The sequence below is a fragment of the Paenibacillus thermotolerans genome, assembly GCF_028745515.1.
Classification (GTDB): Bacteria; Bacillota; Bacilli; order Paenibacillales; family YIM-B00363; genus Paenibacillus_AE; species Paenibacillus_AE thermotolerans.
Genome location: NZ_JAQZSG010000019.1, coordinates 21,760 through 40,890, shown reverse-complemented (window position 1 = coordinate 40,890; position 19,131 = coordinate 21,760). Strand labels below are relative to the sequence as shown.

Genomic DNA, 19,131 nt, shown 5'->3' with positions numbered 1-19,131 from the left:
ATATACTCCAATCAATCAAAAACAAAATGATAGATCGACATGGAGGTAGCCGCACTTATGGTAAGCAATTTATGGGATTCATCGAAGGCTCCGCAGCGGAAGGGCGGATTGGAGGAGCTGGTTTACCGCTCCAACCTGATCGGCTCGGACCGCCGGGTATGCAATTGGGGAGGCGGCAATACGTCCACAAAGACGACCGTGGCCGATTTCCGCGGGCGCGAGGTCGAGGTCATGTTCGTCAAAGGAAGCGGCTCCGACTTGGCCACCATGAAGGCGGGCAATTTTACCGGACTCCGTATGGAGGATATTCGTCCGCTCATCGAACGGGACGCGATGACGGATGAGGAAATGGTCGCTTATTTGGCTCATTGCATGATCGACGCCAAGCATCCCCGCGCCTCGATCGAGACGCTGCTGCATGCGTTCCTGCCGTTCAAGCATGTGGACCATACGCATCCCGATGCGATCATCAGCTTGTGCTGCGCGGATAACGGGAAGGAGATCGCCCGCGACATATTCGGCGACCGGTTCGTGTGGGTGCCTTACGTCCGCCCGGGCTTCACGCTTTCCAAGATGATCGCCGAAGGCGTCCGCAGCAATCCGAACGCGGAGCTCGTCCTGATGGAGAAGCACGGCTTGGTCACCTGGGGCGACACATCCGAAGCGTGCTACGCCAAGACAATCGCCGTCATCAATGAAGCGGAAAGCTATATCGAAGCGCGCGTGAACGAAAGCGGCCTATTCGGCGGCGTCATGCACGAAGCGCTGCCGGCGGAAGCTCGCCGACGCATTGCTGCGCAGGTTATGCCTGTCGTTCGGGGCGCCGTGAGCGACTCGAAGAAGATGATTCTCACCTTCGACGACGAGCCGGACGTGCTGCAATTTGCAGGCGGCAGAGATTCGGCGCAGCTTTCCCAAGTCGGCGCGGCTTGCCCGGACCATCTCGTACATACGAAGGTCGTGCCGCTCTTTATCGATTGGACGCCGGACGAAGAGGATGTTGAGGGGCTCGGCGCGAAGCTGAAGGAAGGCATTGCGGCTTACAAGGAGCAATACAAGGCATATTTCGAGCGGAACAAGAACGAAGGCGACGTCATGTTCGAAGCGGCGCCGCGCGTCATTCTCATCCCGGGCGTCGGCATGATCAACACGGGCAAGAGCTGGGCCATGTCCAAAGTGAGCGGCGCCTTGTACCATCGGGCGATTGCCGTTATGAGAGGCGCGACGGCGCTCGGGCGGTTCGTCTCCTTGAGCGAGAACGAGTCGTATAACGTGGAATATTGGCCGCTCGAGCTTTATAAGCTGACGCTCGCTCCGCCGGAGGCCGAGTTTTCCCGCAAGGTCGCGTTCATTACGGGCGGCGCGGGCGGCATCGGCAGCGAAACGGCTCGCCGCCTCGCATCCGAAGGCGCACACGTCGTGCTTGCGGACTTAAACCTTGAAGGCGCACAGAAGGTGGCCGCAGACATCAATGACAAGTACGGTGAAAACCGAGCGATCGCCGTGAAGATGGACGTGACGAAGGAAGAGGAGGTCGCGGCCGCTTACGCCGACACGTCGCTTGCATACGGCGGCGTCGATATTATCGTCAACAACGCGGGCCTGGCTACTTCCAGTCCGTTCGACGAAACATCGCTCAAGGAATGGAACCTGAATATGGGCGTGCTCGGCACCGGTTATTTCCTTGTCGCTCGGGAAGCGTTCAAGCTGATGAAGACGCAAGGCGTCGGAGGCAGCATGGTATTCATCGGCTCGAAAAATTCCATATACGCCGGCAAAAACGCTTCCGCCTACAGCGCGGTTAAAGCGCTTGAAGCGCATCTCGCCCGCTGCATCGCGGCCGAAGGCGGGGAGTTCGGCATTCGCGTGAACACGATTTTGCCGGATGCGATCCTGCAAGGCTCGCAAATCTGGAATTCCAGCTGGCGCAACGAACGGGCGGCCGCATACGGCATCGAGCCGGATCAGCTGGAGGAGTATTACCGGAAGCGCACGACGCTGCAAGTGAACATCTTCCCGAAGGATATTGCGGAAGGAATCGCGTTCTTTGCGTCCTCCAAGTCGGAGAAAACAACCGGGTGCATGCTGACGATCGACGGAGGGGTACCGGCGGCGTTTACAAGATAAACTTTCAATTCGCAGGAGGGGAAACACGAATGGAGAGCAATGTCGAAAAAAGCTATGAGGCGGCGAAGGCGCTCTATGCGCAGCATGGGATCGATACGGACCAAGCGCTTGAAAAGCTGGAGAGCATCAAAATTTCCATGCACTGCTGGCAGGGAGACGACGTAAGGGGCTTCCTTAACCGCGAGCAGGAGCTGACCGGGGGCATTTCGGTAACCGGCAATTACCCCGGGGCGGCGCGGACGCCGGAGGAGCTGCGCGCCGACTTGGAGAAGGCGTTCTCGCTCATACCGGGCAAGCACAAGGTGAACCTGCACGCCATTTATGCCGATACGGACGAGAAGGTGGAGCTCGATAAGCTCGAGCCGCGGCATTTTCAAGGCTGGGTCGACTGGGCGAAGGAGCAAGGGCTGGGCCTCGATTTTAACCCGACCTGCTTCTCGCACGAGAAGTCGAAGGACGGCTTCACGTTGAGCCACTCCGACCCGGCCATCCGGAAGTTCTGGATCGATCACTGCAAGGCTTCGCGGAAAATCGGCGCTTACTTCGGCCAGCAGCTGGGGCAGACGTGCGTCACGAACATTTGGATCCCGGACGGCTATAAGGACACGCCTGCGGACCGCATGTCGCCGAGGCAGCGGCTGAAAGACGCCCTCGATGAAATTTTCGCCGAGGAGATTGATCCGAACGTCCATCTGGACGCGGTGGAAAGCAAGCTGTTCGGCCTCGGCTCGGAAGCGTACGTCGTCGGCTCCCACGAGTTTTATATGGGCTACGGCATTCAGAACAACAAGCTGATTTGCCTTGACGCAGGACACTTTCACCCGACGGAGACGATCTCGGGCAAGCTGTCGGCGCTGGCGCTGTTCGCGAGCGGCATCCTGCTTCACGTAAGCCGCCCGATGCGGTGGGACAGCGACCATGTCGTCATCCTCGACGACGAATTGATGGAAATCGGCCGCGAGCTGGTGCGGAACGACCTGCTTGCCAGGACGCATATCGGCCTTGATTTCTTCGACGCGAGCATCAACCGGGTGGCGGCATGGGTCATCGGTACGCGCAATACGATTAAGGCGCTCTTGAAGGCGATGCTTGAGCCGGTGGAGGCGCTCAAGCAGGCGGAGCTGGAAGGAGATTATACGACCCGGCTTGCGCTGACGGAGGAATTTAAATCGTATCCGTTCGGAGCGGTTTGGGATTACTACTGCGCGAAGATGGGCGTCCCGGTTCGCGAGGAATGGCTTGCGGAAGTGAAGACGTACGAGCGGGAAGTGCTGCTTCAGCGCGAAGCGGCGGCCGCTATGCAGGAAGCGTAAAGAAGGCGGTGTTCCGGACGTGAGCGAGAGCATTCTGGCGTACGATTTGGGGGCGAGCAGCGGACGGGCGCTGCTCGGCCGCCTCACGGACCGCAAGATCGAAGTGGAGGAGCTTCACCGCTTCCCGAACGATCCGGTGCAGGTGGGCGGCCGGCTCCATTGGGATATTTTGCGGTTATATCATGAAATCAAGCAAGGTTTATTGAAAGCGAAGCATCAGGGGGCGAACGTCCGGAGCCTCGGAATCGACTCCTGGGCGGTCGACTTCGGACTTGTCGGGACGGGCGGCGAGCTGCTCGGCAACCCGTACCATTATCGGGACAGCCATACGGACGGAGCGATGGAGAAGCTGTTTGCGGAGATCCCTCCGTCCGACATATTCAGCCGGACGGGCATTCAGTTTCTTCCTTTCAATACGATTTTTCAGCTGTATGCTTTGAAACGGGCGGGCTCGCCGCTGCTGCGCGAGGCCGAGCGCTTTCTTATGATACCGGACTTATTGCGTTATTTTCTTACCGGCGAGACGGCGAACGAATTTACGAACGCCACGACGACGCAGCTGTACAATCCAATCGACGGCCGGTGGGATTCGGAGCTGCTGCGCCGGCTGCAGCTGCCGGAGACGTTGTTCGGCGCGGTTGTTCAGCCGGGTACCCAGGTGGGCACCCTGCGAAGCTCCGTCCGCGAGGAGCTCGGCGTCGGAGGCATTCCCGTCATCGCCGTGGCGGAGCACGACACCGGCTCGGCGGTCGTGGCCGTCCCCGCGACGGAGCGTTCGTTTGCGTATTTAAGCTGCGGCACGTGGTCGCTGATGGGGACCGAGGTAACGTCGCCGGTCATTAACGGAACGGCGCAGCGGCTTAATTTCACCAACGAGGGCGGCGCGTACGGCACTTTCCGTCTGCTCAAAAACATTATGGGGCTGTGGATTTTGCAGGAGAGCCGCCGCGAATGGGAGAGAGCCGGGGCGACCTATACGTTCCCCGAGCTCGTCGCTTTGGCTGAGCAGGCACCCGAGTTCGGCACGTTCATCGATCCGGACGATTCGGTGTTTATGCCCCCGGGCGATATGCCGGAGCGAATCCGGTCGTACGCGCTTCGAACGGGGCAGAAGCCGCCCGAGGGGCCGGGCGAGACGGTGCGCTGCATTCTCGAAAGCCTGGCGCTCAAATACCGCTACGTGTTCGAAATGACGGAGCGGCTGTCCGGGCAAAGCTTCGGCGGCTTGCACATGGTCGGCGGCGGCATCAACAATACGCTGCTCTGCGGCTGGACCGCCAGTGCGATCGGCAAGCCCGTCTGGGCAGGACCGACGGAGGGAAGCGCAATCGGCAATTTAGCGGTACAATGGATAGCGCGGGGAGAGCTGTCGGACATCCGGGAGGCGCGCAGCGTCATCCGGGAATCGTTTCCGGTCGCTGTCTATGAACCGCAGCAGCAAGACGCGTGGAATGAGGCGTACGGCCGGTTCCGCGTGTTGACGGGGTTACAAGTCGAGTAATAGAAACGCAAAGAGAAATAGAAAGAGGTAGGCAATCGATGCTGGTCGCGGAGCGCTACGAAAAAATTGTGCAGCTGGTAAACGAGAGAGGAAGCATCCGGGTTACGGAGCTGAGCGAATTGTGCGAGGTGACGGAGGAGACGATCCGCCGCGATCTGGACCGGCTGGAGCAGGCCGGGCGGCTGCGCCGCTCGCACGGCGGGGCGGTGAGCGTGAAGGGTGTCCAGACTCAGCCGGAAATTCCGTACTCGGAACGCGAAATTATTAATGCCGAAGAGAAAAAACGGATCGCAGAGGAAGCTGTGAAGCTCATTCGGCCGAAGGACCGGATCGTGCTGGACGCAAGCACCACCGCCTGGTATATGGCTCGGATCGTCCCCGATATTCCGTTGACGGTACTGACCAATTCGATTAAGGTCGCCATGGAGCTTAGCGGCAAGGAGAAAATAACCGTGCTCTCCACCGGCGGCCTGCTCGCCTCTTCATCGTTATCTTACGTAGGGCCGCTTGCGGAGCGCTCGCTGGATGCCTACCACGTCGACAAAACGTTCCTCTCCTGCAAAGGGGTCCATCCGGAGCGGGGGATCAGCGAATCGAACGAGCTGCAGGCGAAAATCAAGCAGAAGATGGTCGGTATGGCGGATGAGGTCATTTTGCTCGCCGACTCCAGCAAGTTCGGCGTTCAGGCGTTTACGCACGTGGCGGACGTAACGGAAATAAATGCGATTATTTCGGACAACGGGCTTCCTCAGAAAGAGGCGGAGGTGTACAATAATCAGGGAATTGCGGTCGTTACGGTATGACCGGATTCATTTTCGCGTAAAGAGGGTGCAGCAATGAAGGTGTCCTTATTTATTACCTGTTTAAGCGATGCATTGTTTCCTTCCGTAGGAGAAGCCATGGTTCGTCTGCTCGCAAGGCAGGGCGTGAAGCTCGACTTTCCGCCCGCGCAGACGTGCTGCGGACAGCCCGCCTTCAACAGCGGGTATTGGGACGAGGCGCGCACGGCCGCCACGACGGTTTTGGAAGCGTTTGACGAAAGCGATTTCGTCATTTCGCCTTCGGGCTCGTGCACATATATGATCCACCACTATTCGCAGCTGTTTAAGGACGATCCGGCGCTGCTTGCGAAGGCGGAGCGGCTGCAGCAAAAAACGTACGAGTTTTCGCAATTCATGGTGCAGGTGCTCGGAGTGACGGATGTCGGCGCCGTTTTTCCGCATAAAGTGACCTACCATCCTTCCTGCCACGGGAGCCGGCTCCTCGGAGCGAAGGACGAGCCGATGAAGCTGCTCGCCGGGGTGAAGGGGCTCGAGTTCGTTCCGCTGCCGTTTGCGGAGGACTGCTGCGGGTTCGGAGGAACGTTCGCGGTGAAGATGTCCGACATTTCGGGAGCGATGGTGACGGAGAAAACCGACCATGTGAAAGAGACGGAGGCAGAGGTGCTTGTCGGGCTCGATATGGCTTGCATGATGAATATTGCAGGCAATTTGCGGTACCGTGGGGAGAAGGTCCGGGTCATGCATCTGGCAGAGCTGCTGTACGAAGGGGTGAAGCAGGCATGAGCGGAGCGGGAACGAGCGGGACAAGCGTGAAGGAGCGCGCGGAGCTGGCGCTGAACAACGAGTTTTTGCGCAAGGCGGTTCGCTTTACGACGGAGCGGCTGCGCAGCGGCAAGAAGAGCGCGGCAGAGGAGCACGGCAATTGGGACGAGTGGCGCGAGCGCGGCCGGCAAATTCGGCTGCATACGATCGCCCATCTGGACTACTACCTGAATCAGTTCGCCGACAACGCGCGCGCGAACGGGGTTCATGTCCACTTCGCGGATACGGCGGCGGAGGCGGTCCGCATAACGCTCGCGATCGCGGAGCGTAAAGCGGCCAAATCGGTCGTCAAATCGAAGTCGATGGTGACGGAGGAGCTGCATCTGAACCATGCGCTCGAGAAGATCGGCGTCGAAGCGGTGGAGACCGATCTCGGGGAATACATTATTCAGCTTGCGGGCGAAACTCCGTCGCACATCATTATTCCGGCGATCCACAAGAACCGGTATCAGATTGCGGAGCTGCTGTCTGCGGAGGCGGGCGAAACGCTGCCGCCCGATACGTCGGTGCTGGCCGGCTTCGTGCGCAAAAAGCTGCGCGAAAAGTTCCTCGAAGCCGATATCGGCATGACCGGCTGCAATTTCGCGATCGCCGAGACCGGGTCGATGGTGCTGTTCGAGAACGAAGGCAACGCGCGCATGGTCACCACCGTGCCCAAGACGCAAATTACGCTGATGGGGATGGAGCGCATTATTCCGACGTGGGCCGATTTGGAGGTTATGGCGACGCTGCTGCCGCGTTCCGCGACAGGGCAGAAGCTGACCGTGTACATGTCCGGCATTACGGGACCGCGCCGGCAGGACGACGCCGACGGACCGGAAGAGATGCATATCGTCATTGTCGACAACGGAAGGTCGAATCAGCTCGGCGACCCCGAATTTCAAGAGCTGCTCAACTGCATCCGCTGCGGCGCCTGCCTGAACGCTTGCCCGGTATACCGTCACATCGGCGGCCATGCGTACGGCGGGACGTACAGCGGGCCGATCGGCGCCGTGCTCACGCCCGCGCTGCAGAAGAACGTCGCCGAATGGGACGACATCGCGAACGCCTCCAGCCTGTGCGGTGCTTGCTACGAGGCGTGCCCGGTCAAAATCCCGCTTCACGACATGCTCGTCTACTTGCGGCGCCGGAAGGTCGAGAGCGGGCACGGCAACAAGCTCGAATCGCTCGGCATGAAGGGCTATGCGATGGTGATGGCGAAGTCGGGCCGGTTTAAGGGCGTGCTGAAGCTGGCGAAGCTCGGCCAGCCGCTCGTCGTCCGCGACGGCGGAATCCGCGCGCGGATCGGGCCGCTTAAGGGCTGGAACAGCTATCGCATCGCGCCGAGCCTGCCGAAGGAGACGTTCCGCGACCGATGGGAGACGATTGACCGCGAGCTTGCGCAGGATGGGTTGCGGGAGACGGACCCTGCCGTGAAAAGCCGCTTGGAGGCCGTCGCCAAAGCGCGGAAAGAAGGAGGGGGGCACCGACATGAGTGACATGCAGCACGAGCAATGGCTGCGTCAGCTGGACGAGGAGTCTAAGCGCAAGCAGTCGGAGTTTATGAACGGCATTGCCAAACGGCTCGGCCGTGCGCGGGTGTTGGAAAAGCCTGCGCATCCGTACCGGGGTGCGCCCGATTTCTGGAACGCGTTCGAATGGACGGCGGAGGAGCGGATCGAGCGGTTTATCCGAAATTTCACGGCCGTCGGCGGGCATGCCGCCCGGCTCCGTTCGATGGATGAGGCGAAGCGTTTCATTGTGGAGAAAGCGCGGGAAATGAGCGCCCAATATATCGTTCGCCAGCATCAGCCGGAGCTCGACGCGCTCGATTTGGAGGAAGCGCTCGGCGAAGGAGCGCAAGTTACGGTGTGGAACAGCGAAGCGGAGACGAATTGGAAGGCGCGCGCCGCCGAAGCGGACTTCGGGGTCGTCGTGGCGGATCACGCCGTCGCTTACACCGGATCCGTCGCGGTGCTGTCCTCCAAGGACAAAGGCCGTTCCGTCAGCCTGCTTCCGACGGTGCTTATGGCAATCATTCCGGCAGAACGGATCAAAACTCGTTTGGGCGAAGTATTGACGTCGTTCGACGAGGCCGGGAGAGAGCAATTGCCCGCAGGCATCCACTTCATATCGGGTCCGAGCCGGTCGGCCGATATCGAGAACGACTTGACGATCGGCGTGCACGGACCGGGCATTGTTTACGCGTTAATCGTCGGCTGAAGCAGAAATAGCTTCTCACATTAATGAGAACCGTCATCTTTGGGACAAAGTCCTTCAATGGCGGTTTTTTTTATTCCTCTCGAATCGAATGACGAAATTTTCCTTTTTATCGAGTTCTAGCAACTTGTCTATCTTCATAATATCTTAGCATCTCGTTAATGTACCGATTACCTTTAATGGGTATATTTGGCGCGTAATCATATTTTCATAGAAAGGATGAAGTTGATGTGCGAAAGCGAAGAAAGCTGAATTTATTGCTTGCTACGGCCGTATTTTTATCGTCATTCTCGTTCGCAGGCGCAGGAACAGGAACGAAAGCGGAAGCGGCCGGAGGGGCGGAAAGAAAAGAGGCTGCCATCAGCAGAACGGTTACGGCTCCGGTCATCGACGGAAGGCTGGACGAGCCTTTATGGAGCGGGTACCGGCCGCTGGAGGTCAGGATGGGGAGCGGGACGTTCCAAGACTCCTCATTCAGCATGCTTTGGGACTACAAGTATCTTTATGTCGCCGTCAAAGTCCAAGACGATACCTTAATGAACAACGGAAGCGGGTATTGGTTCGAGCAGGACCATATCGGCATGTTTTTCGACCCGACGCTTCACCGTTCGGGTCCGTTCGTAGACAACGACATGCAAATCGGATTCGTGTACGCGCCGGACAGCTTTACGCCGAGCTTTTATTTCGGTGCGGCTCCGAACCATGCCGGGAAAGATGAGAAAAACATTCTCCGCGCGATTTCTACGACCGCCGATGGGTGGACGGCCGAAGCGGCCATTCCGTGGGATATGCTCGGTTTCGACCCGCTCAAGAGCAAGCAGTTCGGCTTCGAAATCGGAGTGACGGACCGGGATGCGAATGACGAGGCGAGCCGATCGAGCTACTGGAGTGCGTACAACTCGGAATCGTTCTGGAACGACACGTCCGGTTACGGCACGATTACGCTTTCGGACGCTCCGCCGATCAGCGGCGAAGTGAGCGATACGCTGCTTGCGGAAAACTTCGATTCGTACGAGAGCGGGCAAGCGCCGTTCGGCTGGATCTCGGATGTGAATGCGGGAACCGCGCCGATGACGGTGACGAAGGATACATACGGCGACGGGCGGCTCGTGTTTGACGGCAACGCTTCCGGAAAGCAGGGCCGCATCACCGCTCCCGTACAATGGGACAATTATACGGTGGAAGCGGACCTTCGTTTTGAAAGCGTGCTGAACAATGCCCGCTGGGGCGCAATCATGTTCCGCGTTCCGTCCGGCGGCAAGCAGCCGTACAATCAAATGGCGGTAAGACAGAACGGCACCTACGAGTTTGCGTACCGCAAGCCGGACGGCAACTGGTCCGTCCCTGCGAGCGGAGTATGGCAGCCGCTTACGCTGGGAGCGGATTACACACTCAAAGTGAGAGTATTCGACAACAACGTAAAGGAATATATCAAGCCGAAGGATGCGGACGATTTCACGCTTCTATTGGACCGCAGCTTTACATCCGATTTGCTGGAGCGCGGAAAAATCGGCCTTCAAGGGGACCAGAGCAAAATATCGTTCGATAATGTAAAGGTGACGAGAGTTAGCGCAGAAAGCATGGAGCTCGACATCCCGGCCTCCGTCGAGGCGTTGACCGGACCGGTCCCGGTTTCCGCCGCAGTCGGCTTCTCCGACGGAATTGCCGAAACCGTTCCTTCCGGGCGGCTTAAGCTTTCCTCTTCCGATGAGTCGGTGCTGAAGGTGATTGACGGGACTCTTCATCCGCTCAAGGAAGGAATCGTTACGATTTCGGCCGTATATGACCGGATCGTTTCGCAGCGGGAAGTGTCGGTGACGCCTTCCAAGACGGGGCCTACCATTGTTTCTTTGAAGCATGACGCCGGCTACTTGCTTGCCGAAACCGGTCAAACGATCGATCCGAATACGATCCCGTTCACCGCAGAGTATAACGATCTGACGAGCAAGCCGATTACGGGCGGCGAGCTCTCATGGAGCTCAAGCGGCGGAGGAGTTGCGGTGGAGAACGGAATGCTTGTCGTCAAGCAAAAAGGTGTCTCCGCCGTAACCGCTCAATCCGGCGATGCGTCCGTACAATTGCTTATTGTGGCGAAGAATGCCGCAGACAGCGAGTACGTGCTTTATGAGGAAAGCTTTGACGATGCTGCCGACGGAGCGCTGCCGCAGGGCTGGATCCGCATTCAAGGCACGACGGCAAGCAAAGCCGGCGTCGTATCGGGCGCGTTCGAGCTTGATGCGCGGACTTCGCCGGACAATCCGTCGCGCGTGCTGCTGCCGGAATACTTAGGATTGTTCGGCAATTACAGGATCGAGGCGGACGTGACGCATCTCGCCGCGAACGATCCTTCTCGCTGGCATTCCATCATGTATCGGGTGCAGAACAACAACTATCCGTATTACCAAATGGCGGTAAGGCAAAACGCCACCGCTGCGAACGGCGTCGAATTTGCCGAGCGGACGCCTGCGAATCAGTGGAACGTGCCGGATCGAGCTTCTTTTACGGAGAACATTTCAGCAGACAAAATGTACCGCTACAAAATCATGCTCAAAGGCAACCGGGTACAGGAGTGGATCGACGACAAGCTGCTTATCGATAATGATTTGGCTGACACATATTCGAAGGGCCGAATCGGGCTGCAGGCGGACGGAAGTCATATGAGAGTGGACAATATTAAGGTTTCGCTTCAGGAAGATCCGCTTCCGCCGCTGCCTGCGGACCGGTTCGTCAACGTGGTTGAGCCGGAAACCGATATTGTCTTGGCGCCGACGGTTGTGACGGAAATCGAGTCGACTGACGATCTTGCAGCGTTGAGTACGAAAGGGACGCTGCCCGCTACGGCGATTTTGACGGTCAATAGCGGCTTAGCCGTTACGAATCGTGACGGAACCGTCGAGTTAGGAAGCTTGGACTCCGTCATTCCTCAGCTCGGTACGAAGGTGATGCCTGCCTTCTATGTGAAAGACGGAGCAACGGTGGATGCATTAATCGGTTACCTGAAAGCGCAAGAGCTGGAGGACGCGTTCGTCATTTCGGATAACGGGGAGCTTGTAAAACAAGCGAGATCTCAATATCCGATCATTCGCGGAATCGTCGATTTCCGGGGTGCCTCGGCGTCGACGCCGGAGCAGCTGATGGACATTCGCCGCATCACGAACGGCAGCTTGGCGAAGATCGCGCTGCTCTCCGGGAATACGGCGAGCTTGGAACAAGTCCGTTATTTGCAGAAACGGCTGATCACGGTTTGGGCGCTTGACGAAGAGGCCCAGCCGCTGTCGATGCACCGCCTGATTACGGCAGGTGTGAACGGCATCGTTACCGATGCTCCCGAAGCTCTGTTCGACGCGCTCAAGGTATACTCGGGCGGAACGACGCTCATTCGAAAGCCGTGGGTGATCGGCCATCGCGGCAATCCGTCGCTTGCGCCGGAGAACACGATGGAAAGCTTTCGGCTCGCTTACGAGAACGGGGCGGATATTCTCGAAACGGACATTTACTTGACCAAAGACGGTCATGTCGTCATCATGCACGATCCGACGCTCGACCGGACGACGAACGGAACGGGCTACATCGAAGATTATACGCTGGCCGAGCTGAAGCAGCTGCTCGCCAATAAGCAGTTCCCGGCGGAATATCCGGATGCGCGAATTCCGACGCTGGCGGAAATGTTCGATGAGTTTAAAGGAAAAGACGTAAATCATTTTGTTGAGATTAAGAGCTACAAACCGGAAATTGTCGACGCGCTCGTGCAGCTCATCGCCGAAAAAGGAGTCGAGGATCAAGTAACGGTTATCTCCTTTACCGCCGAACAGCTGAAGCTGCTCGGCCAGAAAATGCCGGGCATGTCGGCGGGCTTCCTTACAGGCGGATATGCGAACGAGGCGAATGTAAGCAAAGCGCTCCGGGAGACGCTAAAGGTGATCGGCCCGCTGAACACGACGTTCAATACGAGCTACCCCGGACTCGGCACCAATTTTATGGAGGCGGCGAAGCATCGCGGAATGACGATTTGGCCGTGGACGTACCGCAGCGAGGCGGACTATATGACGTATTTCCGGCTCGGAACGTACGGCCTCACGACGGATTATGCGCAATGGTCCGCGAATTGGGCGGAATCGCTCGCCCCGCAGCAAGAGAGGTATGACTTGATTCGGGGAACCGACCTTGCGATATCGGCAAAGCTTGTAACCTACACAGGCGTCGAGACGGTCGTGACGCCGGAGGTCGTGCTGCTGGACGGCGGGGATGCCGTTGAAGTTGGCGGGAACATTTTGACGGGAAAAATGAAAGGCACTGCGCACATCTTGCTGCGTTACACGGTCACGATGAGCGATAACGGCACTTATACACTTTATACTCAGCCGATCGAGATTGCAGTAAGAGAGCCGTATACTTTAACCGTAGAGCCCGAAGTGTTGACGATGAAAGCCGGGCAGCAAAAGAAAGTGAAGCGCGTGATATATACCTCTGAGGGCGTTGCGCTCGATGTGACGAAAGAGGTCCAATTCTATCCGCGCGATACTTCGATTGCTGTGTTTGAGGACGGAAAGTTTCACGGATTGCGTAAGGGCAGCACCGTCGTGGATGCAAAATACGGCGATGCGGTTGCACAGTTTACGGTACAGGTAGAGGCGAAGAAGTCCGGCGGATCTTCCGTCGCGGACGACGATGATGATGATGTTGAGTAACCGTTGAACGGTTTGCCGGCTGCGCTTTGCAGCCGGTTTTTCTGTTGCTGTTGCGGCTTAACGGTAGTTGTGCCTGCGGTCGCCCGTCGATCGTCTGTCTCTCGTCGGTCGGACTACGGGGCCCGCGCTCCTTTTTACCGTTATCCCCATCACTCAGCATCTCGGCGATCGCTCGCCGGTCGGACTACGGGGCCCGCGCACCTTTTTACCGTTATCCCCAGCACTCAGCATCTCGGCGATCGCTCGCCGGTCGGACTACGGGGCCCGCGCTCCTTTTTACCGTTATCCCCATCACTCAGCATCTCGGCGATCGCTCGCCGGTCGGACTACGGGGCCCGCGCTCCTTTTTACCGTTATCCCCATCACTCAGCATCTCGGCGTTCGCTCGCCGGTCGGACTACGGGGCCCGCGCTCCTTTTGACCGTTATCCCCATCACTCAGCATCTCGGCGTTCGCTCGCCGGTCGGACTACGGGGCCCGCGCTCCTTTTGACCGTTATCCCCATCACTCAGCATCTCGGCGTTCGCTCGCCGGTCGGACTACGGGGCCCGCGCTCCTTTTGACCGTTATCCCCATCACTCAGCATCTCGGCAATCGGTCGCCGGTCGGACTAGGGTCCCGCGCTCCTTTTTACCGTTATCCCCATCACTCAGCATCTCGGCGTTCGCTCGCCGGTCGGACTACGGGGCCCGCGCTCCTTTTTACCGTTATCCCCCTCCCTCAGCATCTCGGCAATCGGTCGCCGGTCGGACTAGGGTCCCGCGCTCCTTTTTACCGGTATCCCCATCACTCAGCATCTCGGCAATCGGTCGCCGGTCGGACTATGAGTCCCGTGCTCCTTTTTACCACTATCCCTATCACTCAGCATCTCGGTAATCGGTCGCTCTTATTAGAGCTGCTTTACTTGAGTTTCGCCGTGGCATTCAGACATTAAGTTCTGAGGCGTTGGGATAGTGGTAAAAAGGAGTTGTGGAAGAGATTTGTTGCCGATGGAAAGTGGACAAAGGTGAAGAGAGGGAGCAGATCGAGTAGGTGTATTTCTGATTCAAGGGGATTACGGTGAAAAACGTGTTTCTGACGCAAGGGGATAATCGTGAAAAAGGGAGGACGGAAGGGAACGTGTTTGGTGATTCAAAGGGATAGTGAGGATAAGAGAGTGCGAAAGGGAAATGTTGCTGAAGGAAAGGGATAACGATGAAAAGAAGGGGGGGGTAGCGGTAGGGTGTGTTTCTGACGCAAGGGGATAATCGTGAAAAAGGAGATCGGAGTAATAGAGGTGCGGAGACGGGAGAATAAGGCAGACACATATACTACGGACCCAGGCCAGCCGAGGCTAGCCGAGGTCGAGCGTTGGCCGCCGCAGAAAATTATTGTTTCCATAGGATAAATTTGTTAATTTAGATACAAATTCAGTTTGGCCGGTGCAATCATGGACTATCTTTATCATTATTTTGACGTCTCTTCAGGGCCTTTTTGCAATTTATCGGATTTGGATGCCGATAGCAAAGCTTACAAGGAGAAATACCGATGATTCTGCAGGAGGGAAACGTTCGGATCCGCCCGGCAATACTGCCCGATGATATTCATGCGGCGGTTCCGTGGTACCAAGACCCGGAAGTTCTCTATTATTCCGAAGGCGGCGAATCCGCGGCACCATACGACGCTGAGCGAGTAGAGAAGATGTACAAGTATTTACTCAATAAAGGCGAGGTATATATAATCGAAAAGGAAGAAGAGGGCGGATGGCTCGCGATCGGCGACGCAGCGCTTTGCAGCGATTGCCTGCCGATCGTAATCGGCGACGGGCGGTATCGTTCGCAAGGTATCGGCAAGCGCGTTCTAAAGCTGTTGATCCGACGCGCGGAAGCCGTGGGAATTGCAAGACTGCTTGTAAACGGGGTATATACGTTTAACGAACGTTCGCGCCGCATGTACGAAGGCGTCGGCTTCAAGCCGATCGAGACATATGTCGATGGCGACGGCATCGAAGCGACTCGTTTTGAAATGGTTCTTCCCATGATTTGAACAGCAGCAACAATGGAATCGCGGCGGCAATTGGTTTATGATAAGCAAAGAACTGAAATATGCAGGAGTGGTGAGGCAGCATGCGTATTGGCGCAATTGAAGCAGGGGGCACGAAATTCGTTTGCGGAATCGGCAATGAGTCGGGAACGGTCGAGGATCGGATCAGCTTTCCGACGGAAAGCCCGGAGACGACGATCGGCAAGGTCATCGATTATTTTAAGGATAAGCAAGTGCAAGCCATCGGAATCGGAAGCTTCGGACCGATCAATGTCGATCCGAGCAGCCCGAAATACGGATATGTGACGACGACGCCGAAGCCGGGCTGGGGGGATTATCCGTTCCTCCGAACGATGAAGCAGTGGTTCGATGTTCCGCTCGGCTGGGATACCGACGTCAACGCGGCGGCGCTGGGCGAAGCGGTATGGGGAGCGGCCAAAGGATTGGACAGCTGCGTCTATTATACGATCGGGACCGGCGTCGGTGTAGGCGTCTATTTGGAAGGGAAGCTGGCGCACGGCCTCGTTCACCCGGAAGGCGGACACGTCCTGATCAGACGCCACCCGGAAGACAGCTTTGAAGGGGTTTGCCCGTATCACGGCGACTGTCTGGAGGGCATGGCCGCGGGACCGGCGCTTGAAAAGCGCTGGAAGGCAAAAGGCCACGAACTGGGCGAAGACCATCCGGCTTGGAAGATTGAAGCGTTCTATATCGCTCAAGCCGTTGCCAACACGATCCTCTTGCTTTCGCCGAAGAAGGTCATTCTTGGCGGCGGAGTCATGCACCAAATGCAGCTGTTTCCAATGATCCGGTCCGAAGTGCGGAGCATGTTAAACGGTTATGTTCAGCACGAGGCGATTCTAGAAAATATCGATCAATACATTGTCCCGCCGGGCTTGGGCGACAACGCCGGCTTGTGCGGTTCGTTGGCGCTGGGCTTGAATGCATATAAAGGCAAATCATAGGCTCGGTGCTTGCGACTCTACTATTTACATTTTGCCCGGCGCGTCATATAATTCTAGAGGATTAATTTTCATACGGACGTTATCGGAGGAGCCTGCCAAATGCGGGCTCTTTTTGTCTTTTTTTGGATAAACTCCGGTAGAGAGCGGCAAACTAATCAGGAAAAAATGTGCACAGGAGGAACTATGGAACAACAAGCGATTTATGCCATTGCAATCTTTCTCATCATTTACGCGCTGATCATTTCAGAGAAAATTCACCGAACGATCGTCGCGATGACGGGAGCCGTGCTGGTCGTCGCGCTGGGCATCGTCGATCAGGAAACGGCAGTTCACCACATCGACTTTAATACTTTGGGCTTGCTCGTCGGGATGATGATCATCGTCAACATTACCGCCGAGACGGGACTGTTTAAGTACGTCGCGGTTTTGGCGGCCAAGCAGGCGAAGGGCGACCCCATTCGAATTCTCGTTGCGTTATCGTTAATTACCGCATTCGGTTCCGCATTTTTGGACAATGTGACCACCATTTTGCTGATGGTTCCGGTGACATTCAGCATTACGCGCCAGCTTAAAGTAAATCCCGTACCTTATTTAATTACACAAATTATTGCCTCCAACGTCGGAGGGACCGCGACTTTAATCGGCGACCCGCCGAACATTATGATCGGCAGCGCCGTTAAGGAATTAACCTTCATGGCGTTCATCGTCAATTTGGCTCCGATCGCCGCCATCATTTTGGCGGTATATGTGCCGATCTTTATTCTCATGTTCCGTAAACAAATCCAGACCAAGCCGGAGCTGAAGCAGCGGATTATGGAGATGGACGTGGCGGAGCTGCTTACGGACCGAAAATTATTAAACAAATGTCTGATCGTGCTGGGACTTACGATTCTCGGCTTCTTCCTTCACCAATCGCTGCATCTCGAGTCGGCCACCGTCGCTTTGGCGGGCGCGTTCCTGCTCCTGCTGCTTACCGGCGAGCATAAGATGGAAGAAGCGCTTGCGCGTGTGGAATGGCCGACGATTTTCTTCTTCGTCGGATTGTTCGTGCTCGTATCCGGACTTGTAGAAACGGGGGTCATCGCCAAGCTGGCGGCGGGAGCGATCGATCTTACGGGCGGCGACGTGACGATGACCTCAATGCTGATTTTATGGCTCAGCGCGGTCGCATCGGCGTTCCTCGACAATATTCCGTTCGTCGCTACGATGATCCCGATGATTACGGAGATGGGCAATATGGGAGTAAGCAATCTGGAGCCGCTGTGGTGGAGTTTGGCGCTTGGGGCATGCCTCGGAGGCAACGGCACGTTGATCGGCGCCAGCGCCAATTTGATCGCAGCAGGCATGTCCGGACGGGAAGGCTATCCGATTCGATTCGTGCAATTTTTAAAGTACGGCTTCCCGCTCATGCTGCTTTCCATTGTAATATCCAGCGTCTATATTTACCTTCGGTATTTAATGTAACGGGAAGGGAGAGAACCGAATGCTGATCTATCGATACGATACGCAAGCGATGAAAATTGCCGAGACGGAAAGTGAATCGGATATTGAATTTCGGTTTATATTGCCGGAAAATTCGCCGCATATTGAAGGCTTGAAGCAGGTCCGCGATTTTTTTGAAAATAACGAGGTCTATACGGATGTACTCTTTTATGCGTTTCCGAATCATGAATATATCGCCAATGTGCGGAAAGATTATTACACCGATTTTATTTTGGCATTGTTCAAGCGCAAGCTGGTGCAAAGCGTAGAGTGGACACCGTAAAAAAAGATACCGGGTACGGCCGCGTCGGCCTGCCCGGTATCTTTTTTTCATCTAATAATATGGCCCATGACGGAGTGGACGAGAATGCGGCAAAGGATGCCCGGCCCTTCTTCCGTCTCAACCGTAGCGGAGACCATATACACCAGCGGAGTACCGTTTCTTTCGGGCAAATAGTACAGCTGCACCGAAGGGTCTCCGACGATCGGCTTGCCGGCGGGCAGGCAGGATAATGCAATTCGGACCGCATCCTTCTCCTTTATAGCCGGTTTGATCGGCTTGTAAAACTTTTTTTTCTCGAGCCCCGGATGAATCGTTCCTTCAACGTTTCGGACGACGCCTTCGCCGTCAATCTCAATCGTGAGCGCATTTCCGAGCACGGGGATTCCGAACAAGTATCTCTGCATTTCAACGAGGACGGAGCCCGTTGACGTCTGCCGGATCTCGGTAATTTCCAAGTCCCGGTCCGGATTCGCGATACCGTAAAGCGCGCGTACCTCGTTCATAAAGGAGTATGCGATCCACGGCGGCGTATGCCGCGAAGGCCCGCTTAATCTTCCCCGCATTCGGTATGGGGTGCCGGAAGCCTCGTTCCACCGAACGGATAAGGTTCCCCCGCTCGTTTGATGCAGCCGTTTCAGCGCGGCATCCGCCTTCGGCGACAATTCCGGCATGGCAGCCGCAAAGCGCAGTCCGGTAAAAAATAGCGAAGCGGCAACGATGACCGCCGCGAAGTGAGCAGCTCGCCTTTTCAATCGATCACCTCAATGATTTACATCGCTTATCTAAAGTATTGGTAACGATTAGAAAGCTTAATCGTCCGGAACGTTAATCGGGAAGGAAAATGATGGGACCTTTAGAATATATAATGGATAAATGTTGGATTGGATTAACAATTTATCATTTACACGGGAACAAATGTTTGGTAATGTATTTGGTAATGTGTAAGA

Annotated in this window: 13 protein-coding genes; 12 read left to right on the top strand and 1 reads right to left on the bottom strand. The window is 56.6% G+C overall.

Annotated features, from left to right (window positions below; genetic code table 11):
* Window positions 1–57: 57 nt before the first annotated feature.
* The 12 genes from PT964_RS15960 to PT964_RS15905 all read left to right on the top strand — a co-directional run bounded on the left by PT964_RS15960 (window position 58) and on the right by PT964_RS15905 (window position 18,184).
* On the top strand, window positions 58–2,127 hold the full coding sequence (locus PT964_RS15960) for a bifunctional aldolase/short-chain dehydrogenase (protein ID WP_274364359.1): 2,070 nt from the start codon (window positions 58–60) through the stop codon (window positions 2,125–2,127).
* Window positions 2,128–2,156: 29 nt separating this feature from the next.
* Window positions 2,157–3,440, top strand: coding sequence for an L-rhamnose isomerase (rhaA, locus tag PT964_RS15955; RefSeq protein WP_274364358.1), 1,284 nt, complete (start codon window positions 2,157–2,159; stop codon window positions 3,438–3,440).
* Between the two features lie 19 nt (window positions 3,441–3,459).
* Window positions 3,460–4,941, top strand: a complete 1,482-nt coding sequence (locus PT964_RS15950) for a rhamnulokinase (RefSeq protein ID WP_274364357.1) — start codon at window positions 3,460–3,462, stop codon at window positions 4,939–4,941.
* A gap of 38 nt (window positions 4,942–4,979) precedes the next feature.
* Complete coding sequence (locus PT964_RS15945; RefSeq protein ID WP_274364356.1) at window positions 4,980–5,744, top strand: DeoR/GlpR family DNA-binding transcription regulator; 765 nt, start codon at window positions 4,980–4,982, stop codon at window positions 5,742–5,744.
* Between the two features lie 33 nt (window positions 5,745–5,777).
* On the top strand, window positions 5,778–6,506 hold the full coding sequence (locus PT964_RS15940) for a (Fe-S)-binding protein (protein ID WP_274364355.1): 729 nt from the start codon (window positions 5,778–5,780) through the stop codon (window positions 6,504–6,506).
* Complete coding sequence (locus PT964_RS15935; protein ID WP_274364354.1) at window positions 6,503–8,023, top strand: LutB/LldF family L-lactate oxidation iron-sulfur protein; 1,521 nt, start codon at window positions 6,503–6,505, stop codon at window positions 8,021–8,023. Before PT964_RS15940 ends, PT964_RS15935 begins: the two co-directional genes overlap by 4 nt.
* Window positions 8,016–8,747: a LutC/YkgG family protein gene (locus PT964_RS15930; RefSeq protein WP_274364353.1), complete on the top strand. Its 732-nt coding sequence runs from the start codon at window positions 8,016–8,018 to the stop codon at window positions 8,745–8,747. Before PT964_RS15935 ends, PT964_RS15930 begins: the two co-directional genes overlap by 8 nt.
* Window positions 8,748–8,974: 227 nt before the next feature.
* Window positions 8,975–13,432 carry a glycerophosphodiester phosphodiesterase family protein gene (locus PT964_RS15925; RefSeq protein ID WP_274364352.1) on the top strand — a complete coding sequence of 1,486 codons (4,458 nt, stop codon included), beginning with the start codon at window positions 8,975–8,977 and terminating at the stop codon, window positions 13,430–13,432.
* A gap of 1,527 nt (window positions 13,433–14,959) precedes the next feature.
* The gene (locus PT964_RS15920) at window positions 14,960–15,457 is read left to right on the top strand and encodes a GNAT family N-acetyltransferase (protein WP_274364351.1); all 498 of its coding nucleotides are present in this window, start codon (window positions 14,960–14,962) and stop codon (window positions 15,455–15,457) included.
* 80 nt (window positions 15,458–15,537) lie between these two features.
* Window positions 15,538–16,419, top strand: coding sequence for an ROK family protein (locus tag PT964_RS15915; RefSeq protein WP_274364350.1), 882 nt, complete (start codon window positions 15,538–15,540; stop codon window positions 16,417–16,419).
* 165 nt (window positions 16,420–16,584) lie between these two features.
* Window positions 16,585–17,883 carry an ArsB/NhaD family transporter gene (locus PT964_RS15910; protein ID WP_274364418.1) on the top strand — a complete coding sequence of 433 codons (1,299 nt, stop codon included), beginning with the start codon at window positions 16,585–16,587 and terminating at the stop codon, window positions 17,881–17,883.
* A 19-nt stretch (window positions 17,884–17,902) separates the two neighbouring features.
* Window positions 17,903–18,184, top strand: a complete 282-nt coding sequence (locus PT964_RS15905) for a hypothetical protein (protein ID WP_274364349.1) — start codon at window positions 17,903–17,905, stop codon at window positions 18,182–18,184.
* Between the two features lie 47 nt (window positions 18,185–18,231).
* Here PT964_RS15905 and PT964_RS15900 read toward each other — a convergent pair whose 3' ends face one another.
* Complete coding sequence (locus PT964_RS15900; RefSeq protein ID WP_274364348.1) at window positions 18,232–18,936, bottom strand: hypothetical protein; 705 nt, start codon at window positions 18,934–18,936, stop codon at window positions 18,232–18,234.
* Window positions 18,937–19,131 lie beyond the last annotated feature (195 nt).